Below are 16987 nucleotides of genomic sequence, written 5' to 3'. Positions count from 1 at the left end.
GGAAAACCGGTCGGCCCCGCCTGCCACCGCCCCGTACACTTGGGCCCAGCGAAAGGCGTGGATGGGGACGAGTAGCGTCGTACGCGGCCATGAGCGACCCGGGGACGGTGCGAGCCCGGGGGCAGAGCGCGAAGTGAAGGATCACCCCGGAGCCGCCGGAAGAAAGCCCAGGTCCGAGTCCGGACCGGGGTGAGTAGAACCGGCAGCGCGACCCCAATGAGGGGGCCACGGGCGGTGCACGCCCGGGGCCAAGGAGGGTGGTACCGCGGGAGCGATGCTCTCGTCCCTCCGACGGAGAAGTCGCAGTTCCGCCGGAGGAAGCGCCCCATGACACCAGTGACCCCGCCCCAGTACCGCCAGGTGCCCGCCCAGGTCGACCTGCCCGCGCTGGAGCACGCCGTGCTCGATTTCTGGCGTGAGAGCAAGATCTTCGACAAGAGCCTGGAACGGTCCGAGGGCCGCCCCGAGTGGGTGTTCTACGAGGGCCCGCCCACCGCCAACGGCATGCCGGGCGCCCACCACATCGAGGCCCGCGTCTTCAAGGACGTCTTCCCGCGCTTCCGCACCATGCGCGGCTACCACGTCGCCCGCAAGGCCGGCTGGGACTGCCACGGCCTGCCCGTGGAGCTGGCGGTCGAGAAGGAGCTGGGCTTCGACGGCAAGAAGGACATCGAGGCGTACGGCATCGCCGAGTTCAACGACCGGTGCCGCGCGTCCGTGACCCGGCACACCGACGCATTCGCCGAGCTGACGACCCGCATGGGGTACTGGGTCGATCTGGACGACGCGTACCGCACCATGGACCCGGAGTACATCGACTCCGTCTGGTGGTCGCTGAAGGAGATCTTCGGCAAGGGCCTGCTGGTCCAGGACTACCGCGTCGCTCCCTGGTGCCCGCGCGACCAGACCGGTCTCTCCGACCACGAGCTGGCTCAGGGGTACGAGACGATCGTCGACCCCTCGGTCTATGTCCGCTTCCCGCTCACCTCGGGACCGCTCGCCGGCCAGGCGTCGCTGCTGGTGTGGACGACCACACCGTGGACCCTCGTCTCGAACACCGCCGTGGCCGCGCACCCCGAGGTCGAGTACGTCGTCGCCACCGATGGCCAGGAGAAGCTCGTCGTGGCCCGGCCGCTGCTGGAGAAGGCGCTGGGCGAGGGCTGGGAGGCGACCGGCGAGACCTTCACCGGCCGTGAGATGGAGCGCTGGACGTACGACCGTCCCTTCACGCTGATCGGCTTCCCCGACGGCACCGAGGCGCACTATGTCGTCAACGCCGAGTACGTCACCACGGAGGACGGTACGGGCCTGGTCCACCAGTCCCCGGCCTTCGGCGAGGACGACCTCAAGGTCGGCCGCGCGTACGGACTGCCTGTCGTCAACCCGGTCCGCCCGGACGGCACCTTCGAGGAGGACGTCCCGCTGGTCGGTGGTGTCTTCTTCAAGAAGGCCGACGAAGCGCTGACCGAGGACCTGCGCGAGCGCGGCCTGCTGTTCCGGCACGTCCCGTACGAGCACAGCTACCCGCACTGCTGGCGCTGCCACACCGCGCTGCTCTACTACGCGCAGCCGTCCTGGTACATCCGTACGACCGTGATCAAGGACCGGCTGCTCGACGAGAACGAGAAGACCAACTGGTTCCCGGACTCGGTCAAGCACGGCCGGTACGGCGACTGGCTCGACAACAACGTCGACTGGGCGCTCTCCCGCAACCGCTACTGGGGCACCCCGCTGCCCATCTGGCGCTGCGAGGAGAACCATCTGACCTGTGTGGGCTCGCGCGCCGAGCTGACGGAGCTGACGGGCACCGACCAGTCCGCCCTGGACCCGCACCGCCCCTTCATCGACGCCGTCACCTTCACCTGCCCCGCCGAGGGCTGCTCGCTGGAGGCGGTCCGGGTCCCGGAGGTCATCGACGCCTGGTACGACTCGGGTTCGATGCCGTTCGCGCAGTGGGGCTACCCGTACAAGAACAAGGACCTCTTCGAGAAGCGCTACCCGGCGCAGTTCATCTCGGAGGCGATCGACCAGACCCGCGGCTGGTTCTACACGCTGATGGCCGTCGGCACCCTGGTGTTCGACAAGTCGTCGTACGAGAACGTGGTCTGCCTCGGCCACATCCTCGCCGAGGACGGCCGGAAGATGTCCAAGCACCTGGGCAATATCCTCCAGCCGATCCCGCTGATGGACCAGCACGGCGCGGACGCGGTCCGCTGGTTCATGGCGGCCGGCGGCTCCCCCTGGGCGGCGCGGCGCGTCGGGCACGGCACGATCCAGGAGGTCGTCCGCAAGACACTGCTGACGTACTGGAACACGGTGGCCTTCCAGGCCCTGTACGCCCGTACGTCCGGCTGGGCACCCAGCGCGGCCGACCCGGCGCCGGCCGACCGGCCGCTGCTGGACCGCTGGCTGCTCGGTGAGCTGCACACGCTGGTCGACCGGACGACGCGGGCGATGGAGACGTACGACACGCAGCGCACCGGCAAGCTGCTGTCGGCGTTCGTGGACGACCTGTCCAACTGGTACGTCCGCCGCTCGCGCCGCCGCTTCTGGCAGGGCGACAAGGCGGCGCTGCGCACGCTGCACGATGTGGTGGAGACGGTCACGCGGCTGATGGCACCGCTGACGCCGTTCATCACGGAGCGGGTCTGGCAGGACATGGTGGTGCCGGTGACGCCGGACGCGGTCGAGTCGGTGCATCTCGCGACCTGGCCGGAGCCCGACCTCACGGCGGTCGACCCGGCGCTCTCGCAGCAGATGGCGCTGGTACGGAGGCTGGTGGAGCTGGGCCGGGCGACGCGGGCGGAGTCGGGGGTGAAGACCCGGCAGCCGCTGTCGCGCGCGCTGATCGCGGCGACCGGGTTCGAGACGCTCTCGCCCGAGCTGCGGGGGCAGATCACCGACGAGCTGAATGTCTCCTCGCTGGCGACGCTCGCCGAGGTGGGCGGCTCGCTGGTCGACACCACGGCGAAGGCGAACTTCCGGGCGCTGGGCAAGCGCTTCGGCAAGGGCGTCCAGGCGGTGGCGAAGGCGGTCGCGGAGGCGGACGCGGCGGAGCTGTCGCTGGCGCTGCGCGAGGGTGAGGCGGCGGTGACGGTGGACGGGGAGCTGGTCTCCCTCTCCCCGGAGGAGGTCATCATCACGGAGACACCGCGGGAGGGCTGGTCGGTGGCGTCCGACGCGGGCGCGACGGTCGCGCTCGACCTGGAGATCACGCCGGAGCTGCGGCTCGCGGGGCTGGCGCGGGACGCGATCCGCCTGATCCAGGAGGCGCGCAAGAACAGCGGCCTGGATGTGGCGGACCGGATCGACGTCCGCTGGACGAGCACGTCCCCGGAGACGGCGGAAGCCCTGACGGAACACGCGACGCTGATCGCGGACGAGGTCCTGGCCACCACCTTCACCCAGTCCCCCGAGCCCGACTCCTACGGCCCCCCCTTCACAGACGAAGCCCTGTCCCTGACATTCCACCTCCGCAAGTCCTGACGCCGGGGGGCGGGCGGGGATCCTTTCCCCTACCCCGCCCCTCCCCACTCCCAGGGGCTCCGCCCCTGAACCCCAACCGGGGCCGCACCCCAAACCCGGCACACCCGGGCCAGCGCACCGGGCGGCAGCCCGCCAGAGGTTCGGGACGCGCCCCGCATATCAACTGGGCGCCGCGAAGCCGGCCCACCGGGCAGCGGCCCGCCGGGGGGCCCACCCCCAAATACCCACCCACCGCCGCGGAGCCAGCGTGCCTGGGGGTTCGGGGGCCTACCCCCGCATATCCACCCGCGCCGCGAAGCTGGCGCCGGGGGCTCGCCCCGCATACCCGCCCAGCGCCGCGAAGCCGGCGCACCGGGCGGCAGCCCGCCGGGGGCCCGCCCCCCCGTAAATCCGTCCGGCGCCGCGAAGCCGGCGCATCGGGCGCCGGGGGTCCGGGGGCCTGCCCCCGGTTTCGGGAAGGGGCGGGGAGGGGACAGCCCCGCGCAGCGGAGCCGGACCCGGAGCCTGGTCAGGGGTACGACAAAGGGCCGGGCCCGGGGAGTGGCCCCGGGCCCGGCCCTTCAGACTGCCGACCGCCGCGCGCTACCCGCGCGCACCCCCGTCAGTTGTCATCCTCATCGATCAGAAACCCCCGCATCGGCGACGGCGCCTGCTGCATCGGCTGCGGCGCCTGCGGCCGCACCGGCGCCATCGGCTGCGTCATCGCCGGGGACATCTGCTGCTGCCCGCCGTACGACGGGCCCGACGGACCGCCGTGGCCCATGGACGGACCGCCGCCCATACCGTGCCCCATCGCCCCGGCGCCCGCCGGAGCCATCGACGGGGACGGCGGCAGCGAAGCCGTCGCCGGCGTCCGCGGCGGTGCCAGCGAGTCGTCCGCCTGGGTCTCAAGCTGACGGAGCTGGCTCTCCAGGTACGACTTCAGCCGCGTCCGGTACTCGCGCTCAAAGCCCCGCAGGTCCTCGACCTTGCGCTCCAGCGTCGCGCGCGCCGACTCCAGCGACCCCATCGCGACACGGTGCTTCTCCTGCGCGTCCCGCTCCAGCGCGTCCGCCTTGGCGCGCGCGTCGCGCTCCAGGCCCTCGGCCCGGCTGCGCGCCTCGCCGACGATCTTGTTCGCCTCGGAGCGCGCCTCCGCGATCGCCTGGTCCGCGGTCTGCTGCGCCAGCGAGAGCACCCGCGCGGCGCTGTCGCCGCCGGGGCCCTGACCGGGCTGCTGCATCTGCGGGCCGTGGCCGCCCATGGGACCGCCCATCGGTCCGCCCATGGGGCCACCCTGCATGGGTCCGCCCTGACCCATCGGTCCACCCATGGGACCGCCCTGCATCGGACCGCCCTGACCCATCGGGCCGCCCTGCTGCATGGGGCCGCCCTGCATCGGGCCGGGGCCGTGCTGCTGGGCGCGCGGGTCATGACCCTGCGGACCGTGGCCGTGGCCACTCGGTCCCGCGGGAAGCTGCGGTGCGCCACCGGGCAACTGGGGCGGCCCCATCTGCGGCGGCTGCTGCTGAACCGGCGGTCCGGATATGGCGGCGGGGACAGGAGCACCGGGCCGGTCCTGCTGTTCCGGAGGCTTGCGCATGCCCTGCTGCTGTTGGTTCTGCGCGGCGGCACGCGTCGCCGCTGCCAGCTTCGCGCGCAGATCCTCGTTCTCGCGGAGCAGGCGGGTCAGTTCGGCCTCGACCTCGTCGAGAAAGGCATCGACCTCGTCCTCGTCGTAGCCCTCTCGGAGGCGGACGGTCGTGAACTGCTTGTTCCGCACGTCCTCAGGGGTCAATGGCATCTCTTCTTCACCTCTACGTAGTCGTCGGCAGTCGGCAAGACCGTATCGTTCACATCCCCCTCGCAAGAGTGCTCACAAGCGAGATCAGGATGTAGACGATGATCATCAGAACGAAGAAGGACAGGTCGAGTGCCACGCCCCCGAGACGCAACGGCGGGATGAACCGCCGAAGAAGCTTGAGCGGTGGATCGGTGACAGTGTAGGTGGCCTCCAGAACGACCACCATCGCCTTGCCGGGCTGCCATGAGCGGGCGAACTGGAAGACGTAGTCCATGACCAACCGGAAAATAAGCACGATGAGGAAGCACATCAGCGCGATGTAGACCACCTGTAGTGCGACGCCCATCCCGCTGCTTCCCTCTCCCCTGGCTCACTCTGGTCCGGTCGCGCGCCGGGCCGTTCCCGCCGCTCGACCGGGTCGTTCCCGGTGCTCTGTTCCTAGCTCTGGTTGAAGAACCCGCCCTCTGCGATGCGGGCCTTGTCCTCCGCCGTGACATCGACGTTAGCAGGAGACAGCAGGAACACCTTCTGCGTCACCCGCTCAATGCTGCCATGGAGACCGAAGACCAGTCCCGCGGCAAAGTCGACAAGTCGCTTCGCATCGGTGTCGTCCATCTCCGTGAGATTCATGATCACCGGAGTGCCCTCGCGGAAGTGTTCCCCGATGGTACGGGCCTCGTTGTAGGTCCGCGGGTGCAATGTGGTGATGCGGTACGGCTCCCGCTCGGACACGACCTTGGGCATGATCACCGGTGCGTTCTTCTCCAGACTGGGACGTTCAGGTGTGATGGATGCCACGGGGGCGATTCGTGCCGGACGTCCGTTTTCCGCCCCCAGCGACACCGGTTCGCGCTCCCGGTCGCGCTGCGCGGGCGGCGGCGGGATCACCCGTACCGGCTCCTCACGCTCCCGTTCCCGCTCGCGCTCCTGCTGGTGCACGGGCTGGTGGCGCCGGTGGTCCCGCTCGGGCTCCGGCTCGGGTTCGAAATCGTCGTCGGGGTCAAAACCCCGGCCGTCGTACCCATCGTCCTCCACGAGGCCGAGGTAGACCGCCATCTTGCGCATCGCGCCGGCCATGCTCTGAGTCCTCCGCTCTGTGGTGGATCGGCCTCGTCACCAAGTGCCCGCGATCCACTAGGCCTGCCCGCCTTTCGGCGGAAATGACCATATTTTCTGCTGTGGTCCGACTTGCTTCGCGACGTTACCCGAGCCGGGGTCGGACTCCGAGTACCGCCGTACCGACGCGAACAAGTGTCGCTCCGGCCATCACGGCGTCCTCAAGGTCCGCGCTCATCCCTGCGGAGACCATGTTCGCAGCAGGATGGTCCGCGCGCAGGCGGGATGACAATTCCAGCAGCCGCTCGAACGCCGCCCGTTGACGGCCCGCGTACGGACCGGCGAGCGGCGCCACGGTCATCAGACCGCCGAGCCGCAGCCCCGGCGCCCGGTCCACCGCCGCCGCCAACTCCTCGATTCCGCCGGGCGCCACGCCCCCTCTCGCACCCCGCTCGCCCGACTCCGCGTCGAGCGCGACCTGGATCAGACAGACCGGCTCGCGCCCCGCGCGCACCGCCGCGGCGGAGAGCGCAGAAACCAGTCTGATCCGGTCGACGGACTGTACGACATCGGCATAACTGGCGACGGAACGGACCTTGTTCGTCTGCAACTGACCCACGAAATGCCACGTAAGCGACAAATCCGAGCAAGCCGCCGCCTTGGGGGCGGCGTCCTGATCACGGTTCTCGGCCACATGCCGTACGCCGAGTTCATGGAGCAGCCGTACATCGCTCGCCGGGTAGGTCTTGGTGACCACGATCAGGGTCACCTCCTCGCGCTTGCGGCCCGCCGCCGCGCAGGCGGAGACGATGCGCTCCTCCACCAGGGCGAGATTCGCCGCGAGTTCGCTCCTGCGGTCGTTCATGCGCTATCGGTCCAGCCAGACATAGCCGGCGAGCCGCCCGGTCGTGCGGTCGCGGCGGTACGAGTAGTGGTCGTCCGACTCCAGTGTGCAGACCCCGCAGTGCTGCCGGTCCACCACCCCCAGGGCCGCGAGCTGCGCGTGCACTCCGGCGGTGACATCGACGGCCGGGGTGGACCAGCTCGTCTCGGACCATGCTTCCGGTACGGCGGCGGCGACCTCGTCCCGCATGGCCGCCGGGACCTCGTAACAGCGTCCGCAGACAGCCGGTCCGGTACGTGCGGTGATTCTGGCCGGTTCCGCGCCCAGCGCGATCATGGCCTCGACGGCGGCCGGTACGATTCCGGCGATCATGCCGGGCCGGCCCGCGTGGGCGGCGGCCACGATCCCGGCGGCCGGATCGGCCAGCAGTACGGGGACGCAGTCCGCGGTGAGTACGGCGAGAGCGAGCCCGCGCCGTACGGTGACGATCGCGTCGACGGCGGGGATCTCCCCGTCCGTCCACGGTCCTTCGACGACCGCCACATCGCGGCCGTGCACCTGGTTCATCCAGACGACCCGCGCGGGGTCGAGCGCCAGGGACTTCGCGGCGAGTTCGCGATTGGTCCGTACCGCACCGGGGTCGTCACCGACCGCGCCGCCGAGATTGAGCCGTTCATACGGAGCGGCGCTCACCCCGCCCCACCGGTCGGTGAAGGCGAAGTGCGCGCCGCTCAGGGTTTCGTGCTGCCGTATCACTTCAAGAAGTCCGGGACGTCCAGCTCTTCGGCCTGGCTGTCCTGCTGGTAAGGACGGGCCGGGGGTACGTGCGGCGGGTGCATCGGCGAGAGCTTCTCGCTGACCGCCGGGGAGGGATCCGACTTGGGGGTACGGTCCTCGCGCGGCGGTACGGTGCCGAGTCCGCCGGACCTGCCGGTGTCCTGCCGGGACGGGGCCGGCTGCTCGTCGCGCTTGCCCGCCGCGCCGAGCACGGTCTCGCGCCGGGCCGGGGGCTGTCCGCCGTCGAAGCCGGCCGCGATGACGGTGACCCGTACCTCGTCGCCCAGGGCGTCGTCGATGACCGCGCCGAAGATGATGTTGGCCTCGGGGTGGGCGGCCTCGCTCACGAGCTGCGCCGCCTCGTTGATCTCGAAGAGACCGAGGTCCGAGCCGCCGGAGATGGACAGCAGGACGCCGCGGGCGCCGTCGATGGAGGCTTCCAGCAGCGGCGAGGAGATCGCCATCTCGGCGGCGGCCACCGCGCGGTCGTCGCCGCGGGCCGAGCCGATACCCATGAGCGCCGAGCCGGCCTCGGACATCACGGACTTGACATCGGCGAAGTCGAGGTTGATCAGACCGGGGGTGGTGATGAGGTCGGTGATGCCCTGGACACCCGAGAGCAGGACCTGGTCGGCGGACTTGAACGCGTCCAGGACACTGACCTGGCGGTCCGAGATCGACAGCAGCCGGTCGTTCGGGATGACGATGAGGGTGTCGACCTCTTCGCGGAGTTCGGCGATGCCGTCCTCGGCCTGGTTGGCGCGGCGGCGGCCCTCGAAGGTGAACGGGCGGGTGACCACACCGATCGTGAGGGCGCCCAGGGAGCGGGCGATATTGGCCACGACGGGCGCGCCGCCCGTACCGGTGCCGCCGCCCTCCCCGGCGGTGACGAAGACCATGTCGGCCCCCTTGAGGACCTCCTCGATCTCCTCACGGTGGTCCTCTGCCGCCTTGCGGCCGACTGCCGGGTTGGCTCCGGCCCCGAGGCCGCGGGTGAGTTCCCGGCCGACGTCGAGCTTGACGTCGGCGTCGCTCATCAACAGGGCTTGTGCGTCCGTGTTGATCGCGATGAACTCGACACCCTTGAGACCGACCTCGATCATTCGGTTGATGGCATTGACACCACCGCCGCCGACACCGATGACCTTGATGACTGCGAGGTAGTTCTGCGGTGCTGCCACGTCGAAGGCCTCTCGCCTCGAGTTACGTGTCGCCGCTCCGCCGATGTGGCGCCGCGACGACTGATGCCGATGGGACGGTCCGAAACGCCGACCCAAACCCTGATGTTGAAGTTCAGGGTTACCAGTGTGTCCGCTTCTTGGACTCTTCCGAACAGGACACTAAGTCGACAAGTGGCGCACGTTCAACGAACACGCCGAACCTCCCGTTTTTCTTTTCACCCTATGTGATCACCCATAGCGCTGACCAACCAGGGTGCTGGCCAGCGCATATGTCCGTCAACTCCCTGCCACCGCGGGTGCGGTGGGAGCACTCACATCGAAGTACCCGGACCGGGGAGCCGCTTTCATCAGAGCGGTGAGCGCACGCGCCTTGGCCGCTCCGTCCTCGCCGCTTCCCCACATCACCGTACGGCCGCCGGTCAGCTCCAAGGAGATCGAGTCGTACGAACGGACCCTGATCACTCGGGCGTCCACGGCCACTTTCCTGGGGAGTTCACTTCTGACCCGTACCGCTTCGAGCACCAGCCGGCCGGTGCTGAAGCGCTGCGGCGCCGCAGTCCGATCCGCGGTCTGATCCACCGTCAATTCGAGTTCGAGTCGGGGCACACCGCGGGGCGCGTTCTGCACCTCGGCGAAACGTACACCGTCCTCGTCCACTTCGATGAACTTTGCGCCCTTTTCGATAAGCAGCACGGGCTTTCGCTCGATCACTTTCAGACTGATTCCGTGCGGCCATGAACGGGTCACCTCGACCGAGTCGATACGGGGCAGCCGCTGCCGGAGCCGGGCCCCGATCGCGTCCGTGTCGACGGAAATGAGCGGCGATCCGACCGGTACGGCCGCGGCGGCGACCACTTCCTTACGGGTGAGCGCCTCGGTACCTGAGGCGCTCACGCGCTCGACCCGCAGCCAGTCCGAGCCGTACAGCGCCCAGGTGGAGCCCGCGATCAGCAGACTCGCCAGGATCAGTACGATCATCAGCCGCCGGCCCGGCAGCCGGAGCCCACGGGCCCGGGGACCCTGGGGAGGGCGGCCGGACTCCGACCTCGGTCGTGCGCCGCGCTCGGCGGTCGTCGGTCCGGCCACGCTCCCCTGCCTCCCTATGCCTGACGGTGTTTGGCGATCGCCTCGTACACCATGCCGACCAGCAGATCATCGGCGTCCCTGCGGCCGAACTCGGCTGCCGCGCGGGACATCTCGTACAGCCGGTGCGGGTCGGCGAGCACCGGAAGGACCTGGCTCTGCACCCACTCGGGCGTGAGTTCGGCGTCGTCGACCAGCAGTCCGCCGCCGGCCTTCACCACCGGCTGGGCGTTGAGCCGCTGTTCGCCGTTGCCGATCGGCAGCGGGACATAGGCGGCGGGCAGCCCGACGGCGGAGAGTTCGGCGACGGTCATCGCGCCCGCGCGGCAGAGCATCATGTCGGCCGCGGCGTACGCGAGATCCATCCGGTCCACATACGGTACCGGGATATAGGGCGGCATTCCGGGCATGTTGTCCACCCGGGGCAGTTCATTCTTGGGACCGACCGCGTGCAGGATCTGGATACCGGAGCGCTGGAGCACGGGGGCGATCTGCTGGATCACCTCGTTGAGCCGGCGTGCGCCCTGCGAGCCGCCGGAGACCAGCAGCGTCGGCAGATTGGGGTCGAGCCCGAAGGCCGCGCGCGCCTCGGGGCGCACCCGCGCCCGGTCCAGGGTCGCGATCGTACGGCGCAGCGGGATGCCGATGTACCGGGCGCCCCGGAGCTTGCTGTCCGGCGTGGAGACGGCCACCCCGGCCGCGTACCGCGAGCCGATCTTGTTGGCCAGCCCGGGCCTCGCGTTGGCCTCGTGGACGATGATCGGCACCCCGAGCCGTTTGGCCGCGAGATAGCCGGGCAGGGCCACATAGCCGCCGAAGCCCACGACACAGTCGGCCTTGGTGCGCTCCAGGATCTGCTCGGCCGCCTTGATGGTGCCGCGCAGCCGCCCGGGGACGGTGATCAGCTCCGGGGTGGGCCTGCGCGGCAGCGGTACGGCGGGGATGAGCCCCAGCTCGTACCCCCGCTCGGGGACGAGCCTGGTCTCCAGGCCGCGCTCCGTGCCGAGGGCCGTGATCCCCACGGTGGGGTCCTGCCTGCGCAGGGCGTCCGCGAGGGCGAGCGCGGGCTCGATGTGGCCGGCGGTCCCCCCACCGGCGAGTACGACATGCACCGAAATTCACCGCTCTCCGGACGGACGCTTCTTGACGCGCCGTCTCATCGTCTTCCATCTCACCCCGGGCCGTCGCATGGCCAGGGCCGCTTTCGCGGCGGGATCCTCTCGCGCGAACGCGATCAACAGCCCGATAGCGAACATGGTCGGCAGCAGGGCCGACCCTCCGTAGGAGAACAGCGGGAGCGGGACTCCGGCGATCGGCAGCAGACCGAGCACCGCACCGATGTTGACCACGGCCTGCGCCGCGATCCAGGTGGTCACACCTCCCGCCGCGTACCTCACGAAGGGATCCTCCGTGCGTCCGGCCACGCGGATACCCGCATAGCCTAGAGCCGCGAAGAGGGCGAGTACCGACAGCGTCCCCGCCAGCCCCAGTTCCTCCCCAGTGATGGCGAAAATGAAGTCGGTGTGCGGTTCGGGCAGTTGGCCCCACTTTTCCACACTCGCGCCGAGGCCGGATCCGAACCATCCGCCGGAGGCGAGGGCGTAGATTCCGTGGACCGCCTGCCAGCACTCGCCCTCCGGGCCGAGATCGGTCGCACCGATGCACGCGAACCGGGAGAGCCGGTTCTCGCTGGTCTTGATCAGTACGAAGGCGACCAGGCCCGTGATGGCGAAGACCCCGGCGAAAAGCCTGGTGGGAGCACCCGCGAGCCAGAGCAGACCGAAGAGGATGGCGGTCAGGATGATCGCCGTACCCATGTCGCCGCCGAGCATGATCAGCCCCAGCAGCATGAACGCGACGGGCACGAGCGGCACCAGCAGATGCTTCCACTGGGACAGCAGTCTCTTGTCCTGTTTGCGGGCGAGCAGATCGGCGCCCCACAGGATCAGCGCGAGCTTGGCGAACTCGCTGGGCTGGAGCTGGAACGGGCCGCCCAGATAGATCCAGTTCTGGTTGCCCTTGACGGCCCGCCCTATCCCGGGGACCTGCACGAGCACCATCAGGAAGACGGTGCCGACCAGCAGCGGATAGGACAGCGCCCGGTGGAGCTTGCCCGGCATCCGGGAGGCGAGCAGCAGCAGTCCGGTGCCGAGGACGACCGCGAGGAACTGCTTGCGGAAGAAGTAGGTCGAGGGCAGCGAGAGCTGGAGCGCGTAGATCATCGACGCGGAGTAGACCATCACCAGGCCGAGCAGGGTGATCAGCAGACCGCTGCCGAGGATCAGGTAGTACGCGGTCAGCGGCCGGTCCCAGGCGCGGCGCGCCCGCTCGTAGAGGCGCCTCGGACCGCCGCCCCCGGGCGGGCGCGGCGTACCGGTCCCGCCGCCTCCCCCACGTGGCGCGGGGGGACGTACGGCCGCTCCCGCCGCCCTGCCGCGCAGCGCCAGACCGCGCCCGAGGCCGGCCAGGGGCCCCGGGCGGGCCGCTCCCGGGCGCCTGACGGCTCCGCTGCCGGCGGTGGGGCCCAGGAGCGCGGGAGCGCCCGGGAAGCCCCAGCGGTGCAGTACGGGCCGGGGTCCGGGGGGCTGTCCTGCGGGCCGGGCCGGATGGTGCCGGGTGCCGTGTTCGTACGGGCCGCCGGACGGCTCAGGACCCATGGCGGGGTACGGTCCGCCCAGGCCGGGTCCGCCGCTGCGGCGCAGGCCCGTGAAGCTCCGGCGGACGGGCCTCCGGTCCGCGGTGTCGTCGGCCGGCATCGTCGCTGTCCCCTCCAGTCGTGCCTGGCGCGGCTGCCGGGGTTCGGGGCCCGCGGCGTCACCGCCGGTGTCGCGCGGTCCCCAGGGACGGCCCGGCACGGGGGCCGGGCCGGTCAGGCGTGCTCGGCGGCGAGTGCGTGCACCGCGTCCGCGAACGCCTCGCCTCGCTTGTTGTAGTTGACGAACATGTCCATCGAGGCGCAGGCCGGGGCCATCAGTACCGTGTCCCCCGGCTGTGCGAGCCGTGCCGCTTCGCGGACCGCCGCCGACATCGCCCCAGTGTCGGTCCGGTCGAGGTCCACGACCGGGACTTCGGGGGCGTGTCGCGCGAGGGCTTCCCCGATCAGCGCGCGGTCGGCGCCGATCAGCACGACCCCGCGCAGCCGCTTCGCCGACGCCATGACCAGTTCGTCGAAGACCGCGCCCTTGGCGAGGCCGCCGGCGATCCAGACGATCGGGTCGTAGGCCGCCAGGGAGGCTTCCGCGGCATGGGTGTTGGTGGCCTTGGAGTCGTCGACGTACGTGATGCCCGCGACCTCCGCGACCAGCTCGATCCGGTGCGGATCGGGGCGGAAGGAGCGCAGTCCGTCGCGTACGGCGGCGGGTGCGACACCGTAGGCGCGGGCCAGGGCCGCCGCGGCGAGGGCGTTGGCGATGTTGTGCGGGGCGGGCGGGTTCACATCGGAGACCTGGGCGAGTTCCTGGGCCCGCTCGCGGCGGTTCTCGACGAAGGCCCGGTCGACCAGAATGCCGTCCACGACGCCGAGTTGGGACGGTCCCGGGGTGGAGAGGGTGAAGCCGATCGCGCGGCAGCCCTCCTCGACATCCGCCGCCCGTACCAGTTCCTCGGTGGCCGGGTCGGCCGCGTTGTAGACACAGGCCACGGTGTTGCCCTCGTAGATACGGCCCTTGTCGGTGGCGTACGCCTCCATCGAGCCGTGCCAGTCGAGATGGTCGGGGGCGATGTTGAGAACGGCCGCGGAGTGGGCGCGCAGGCTGGGTGCCCAGTGGAGCTGGTAGCTGGACAGTTCGACGGCGAGTACGTCGTACTCCTCCGGGCCGGTGACGGCGTCCAGCAGCGAGACCCCGATATTGCCGACGGCGGCCGTGCGGAGCCCCGCCGCCGCCAGGATCGAGGCGAGCATCCTGACGGTGGTGGTCTTGCCGTTGGTGCCGGTGACGGCGAGCCAGGGCGCGGCGTCCGGGCCGCGCAGCCGCCAGGCCAGCTCCACATCGCCCCAGATGTCCACCCCGGCCCTGGCCGCCGCGGCGAAGAGGGGCTTGTCCGGCCGCCAGCCGGGGGTGGTGACGATCAGCTCGGTGGCCTCGGGGAGGGTCGCCCCGTCGCCGAGGCGCACCGTGATCCCGAGCCCGTCCAGCTCGGCGGCCTGGGCGCGGCTGCGCTCGTCGTCCCCGTCGTTGACGACGGTGACCTCGGCGCCGAGGCCGTGCAGCACCCGGGCCGCCGGGATCCCGGAGACCCCGAGACCCGCGACGGTGACCCGCTTGCCCTGCCAGTTCACTTCTCGGCCGCCCAGCCCGCGTAGAAGAGCCCCAGACCCACGATCACACACATGCCCTGGATGATCCAGAAACGCACCACGACAAGAACTTCGGACCACCCCTTGAGTTCGAAGTGGTGCTGGAGGGGTGCCATCCGGAAGACCCGCTTGCCGGTCATCTTGAACGAGCCGACCTGGATGACCACCGACATGGTGATCATCACGAACAGGCCGCCGAGCAGGGCGATCAGGAACTCCGTACGGGAGCAGATCGCGAGACCCGCGAGCGCGCCGCCCAGCGCGAGCGAGCCGGTGTCCCCCATGAAGATCTTGGCCGGTGAGGTGTTCCACCACAGGAAGCCGAAGCAGGAGCCCATCAGGGCCGAGGCGACGACCGCGAGATCGAGCGGATCCCGTACCTCGAAACAGGCGTTGGGATTGGTCAGGGTCTGCGCGTTGGCACAGGACTCCTGGAACTGCCAGAGCCCGATGAAGGTGTACGCGCCGAAGACCATCACCGAGGCGCCGGTGGCGAGACCGTCCAGACCGTCGGTCAGGTTCACACCGTTGGACATCGCGAGAATCATGAACAGCGCCCAGACCACGAACAGCACCGGGCCGATCGACCAGCCGAAGTCCATGATGAACGACAGCCGGGTGGAGGCCGGGGTGTTGCCGCGGTAGTCGGCGAACTGCAGCGACAGCACCGCGAAGGCGATACCGACGATGAGCTGGCCCGCCATCTTCGCCTTGGCCCGCAGACCCAGCGAACGCTGCTTCACGATCTTGATGTAGTCGTCGAGGAACCCGACGAGACCCATGCCCGCCATCAGGAAGAGGACCAGCACACCCGAGAAGGTCGGGTCCTCGCCGGTGATCACCTTCGCCAGGGCGTAGGCGATCAGGGTGGCGATGATGAAGGAGATCCCGCCCATGGTGGGCGTGCCCTTCTTGCTGCCATGCGTACGCGGGCCGTCGTCCCGGATGAACTGCCCGTATCCCTTGCGGGCCAGGAGCTTGATCAGCAGCGGTGTGCCGATCAGGGTCAGGAAGAGCCCGATGACTCCCGCGAAGAGGATCTGCCTCATCGGCCGGCGACCTCGCCCTCGCTGGCGCTTTCGAGCAGTGCCAGGGCGACCTGTTCAAGACCGGCCGACCTGGAAGCCTTCACCAGCACGACGTCTCCCGGACGCAGCTCACTGCGCAACAGGTCGACCGCCGCCCGCGCGTCGGACACGTGCACCGACTCCTCACCCCACGAACCCTCGTTGTAAGCGCCCAATTGCAGCCAGGACGCTTCCCTGCCCCCGACTGCCACGAGCTTGCTGACGTTGAGCCGGACGGCGAGCCGTCCGACCGCGTCGTGCTCGGCGAGCGAGTCGTCCCCCAGCTCGGCCATCGGGCCGAGCACCGCCCACGTACGGCCCCCCGCGGCCCGTGAGGCACCGCCCATGGCGACCAGCGCGCGGAGCGCCGCTCTCATGGATTCGGGATTCGCGTTGTAGGCGTCGTTGACGATCGTCACGCCGTCCGCGCGCTCGGTGACCTCCATACGCCAGCGGGAGAGGGTTTCCGCCTCGGAGAGCGCCACGGCGATCTCATCGACGGACATGCCCAACTCATGGGCGACGGCGGCCGCGGCGAGCGCGTTCGACACGTGGTGCTCACCGTACAGCCGCAGTGTCACGTCGCTGCACCCGGAGGGTGTCCGAAGCAGGAAAGCGGGCTGTCCGGTGGGGGTGAGGCGGACGTTCTCTGCCCGTACGTCTGCTTCGCCCGCCTCTCCGAACAGCACGACGCGGGCCTTGGTGCGGGTGCTCATGGCGCGGACGAGCGGATCGTCGGCGTTCAGTACGGCCACTCCGCCCTCGGCGGCGGACGGCAGGGCCTCGACCATCTCGCCCTTGGCCTCGGCGATCCGCTCGCGGCCGCCGAACTCGCCGATGTGGGCGGTGCCCACGTTCAGTACGAGGCCGATCCTGGGCGGGACGAGTCCGGTGAGGTAGCGGATGTCGCCGACGTAGCGCGCGCCCATTTCGAGAACGAGGTAGCGGGTGTCCTCAAGGGCCCGCAGGGCGGTCAGCGGCAGGCCGATCTCGTTGTTGAGGTTCCCGGCGGGCCAGACGGTGGGTCCGAGGCGCTGGAGGAGCTGGGCGATCAGGTCCTTGGTGCTGGTCTTGCCCGCGGAGCCGGTGAGGGCGACGGCGGTGGCGCCGAGGCGTTCGACGACATTACGGGCGAGGGCGCCCAGGGCCTGGACGACATCGTCGACGACGAGGGCGGGCACCCCGACGGGGCGGGTGGCCAGAACGGCCACCGCGCCCGCGGCGACGGCGCGCTCCGCGTAGTCGTGGCCGTCGACGCGCTCGCCCGCGAAGGCGGCGAAGAGCCCGCCCGGTACGACCGAGCGGGAGTCGATGACGACGGGCCCGGTGACCCGGGCGGACTGATCCGGTATGTCGTGCGGCTGCCCGCCGACGATGGCGGCGATCTCGGCGAGGGAGAGGGCGATCACTGGG

At 70.3% G+C, this 16987-nt stretch carries 13 protein-coding genes; 1 reads left to right on the top strand and 12 read right to left on the bottom strand.

Annotated features, from left to right (window positions below; all coding sequences use genetic code 11):
* Positions 1 to 336: 336 nt before the first annotated feature.
* Positions 337 to 3486, top strand: coding sequence for an isoleucine--tRNA ligase (gene ileS / locus ACFU9P_RS10925; protein WP_384078954.1), 3150 nt, complete (start codon positions 337 to 339; stop codon positions 3484 to 3486).
* Between the two features lie 601 nt (positions 3487 to 4087).
* Here the strand turns inward: ileS and ACFU9P_RS10920 are convergent.
* From ACFU9P_RS10920 to murF, 12 genes are all read right to left on the bottom strand, one after another.
* On the bottom strand, positions 4088 to 5269 hold the full coding sequence (locus ACFU9P_RS10920; protein ID WP_376374985.1) for a DivIVA domain-containing protein: 1182 nt from the start codon (positions 5267 to 5269) through the stop codon (positions 4088 to 4090).
* A 49-nt stretch (positions 5270 to 5318) separates the two neighbouring features.
* Positions 5319 to 5615 carry a YggT family protein gene (locus ACFU9P_RS10915; protein ID WP_046507963.1) on the bottom strand — a complete coding sequence of 99 codons (297 nt, stop codon included), beginning with the start codon at positions 5613 to 5615 and terminating at the stop codon, positions 5319 to 5321.
* Positions 5616 to 5707: 92 nt separating this feature from the next.
* Positions 5708 to 6346 carry a cell division protein SepF gene (locus ACFU9P_RS10910; RefSeq protein WP_046507965.1) on the bottom strand — a complete coding sequence of 213 codons (639 nt, stop codon included), beginning with the start codon at positions 6344 to 6346 and terminating at the stop codon, positions 5708 to 5710.
* 124 nt (positions 6347 to 6470) lie between these two features.
* A complete protein-coding gene (locus ACFU9P_RS10905; protein WP_384078662.1) occupies positions 6471 to 7190 on the bottom strand; it encodes a YggS family pyridoxal phosphate-dependent enzyme in 720 nt (239 codons plus the stop codon).
* Positions 7191 to 7193: 3 nt separating this feature from the next.
* Entirely contained in the window at positions 7194 to 7925 is a 732-nt protein-coding gene (pgeF, locus tag ACFU9P_RS10900) for a peptidoglycan editing factor PgeF (RefSeq protein ID WP_376374977.1), read from the bottom strand.
* Positions 7922 to 9127 (bottom strand): cell division protein FtsZ, encoded by a 1206-nt coding sequence (ftsZ, locus tag ACFU9P_RS10895; RefSeq protein ID WP_376374975.1) that lies wholly within the window; start codon positions 9125 to 9127, stop codon positions 7922 to 7924. Before ftsZ ends, pgeF begins: the two co-directional genes overlap by 4 nt.
* Before the next feature lie 276 nt (positions 9128 to 9403).
* Entirely contained in the window at positions 9404 to 10213 is an 810-nt protein-coding gene (locus ACFU9P_RS10890) for a cell division protein FtsQ/DivIB (protein ID WP_384078660.1), read from the bottom strand.
* 14 nt (positions 10214 to 10227) lie between these two features.
* Complete coding sequence (gene murG, locus ACFU9P_RS10885; protein WP_376374969.1) at positions 10228 to 11322, bottom strand: undecaprenyldiphospho-muramoylpentapeptide beta-N-acetylglucosaminyltransferase; 1095 nt, start codon at positions 11320 to 11322, stop codon at positions 10228 to 10230.
* Between the two features lie 6 nt (positions 11323 to 11328).
* A complete protein-coding gene (gene ftsW / locus ACFU9P_RS10880) occupies positions 11329 to 12966 on the bottom strand; it encodes a putative lipid II flippase FtsW (protein ID WP_384078658.1) in 1638 nt (545 codons plus the stop codon).
* A gap of 113 nt (positions 12967 to 13079) precedes the next feature.
* Positions 13080 to 14489 carry a UDP-N-acetylmuramoyl-L-alanine--D-glutamate ligase gene (gene murD, locus ACFU9P_RS10875; protein WP_376374963.1) on the bottom strand — a complete coding sequence of 470 codons (1410 nt, stop codon included), beginning with the start codon at positions 14487 to 14489 and terminating at the stop codon, positions 13080 to 13082.
* Positions 14486 to 15556 carry a phospho-N-acetylmuramoyl-pentapeptide-transferase gene (mraY, locus tag ACFU9P_RS10870; protein ID WP_046507973.1) on the bottom strand — a complete coding sequence of 357 codons (1071 nt, stop codon included), beginning with the start codon at positions 15554 to 15556 and terminating at the stop codon, positions 14486 to 14488. The genes murD and mraY overlap by 4 nt, the downstream gene beginning before the upstream one ends.
* Positions 15553 to 16983, bottom strand: a complete 1431-nt coding sequence (gene murF / locus ACFU9P_RS10865) for a UDP-N-acetylmuramoyl-tripeptide--D-alanyl-D-alanine ligase (RefSeq protein WP_376374959.1) — start codon at positions 16981 to 16983, stop codon at positions 15553 to 15555. The genes mraY and murF overlap by 4 nt, the downstream gene beginning before the upstream one ends.
* Positions 16984 to 16987 lie beyond the last annotated feature (4 nt).

The sequence above is a fragment of the Streptomyces sp. NPDC057617 genome, from assembly GCF_042800555.1.
Taxonomy (GTDB): Bacteria; Actinomycetota; Actinomycetes; order Streptomycetales; family Streptomycetaceae; genus Streptomyces.
Note: the sequence above shows the minus strand (reverse complement) of the source record. Positions and strands in the feature narration are given on the sequence as shown.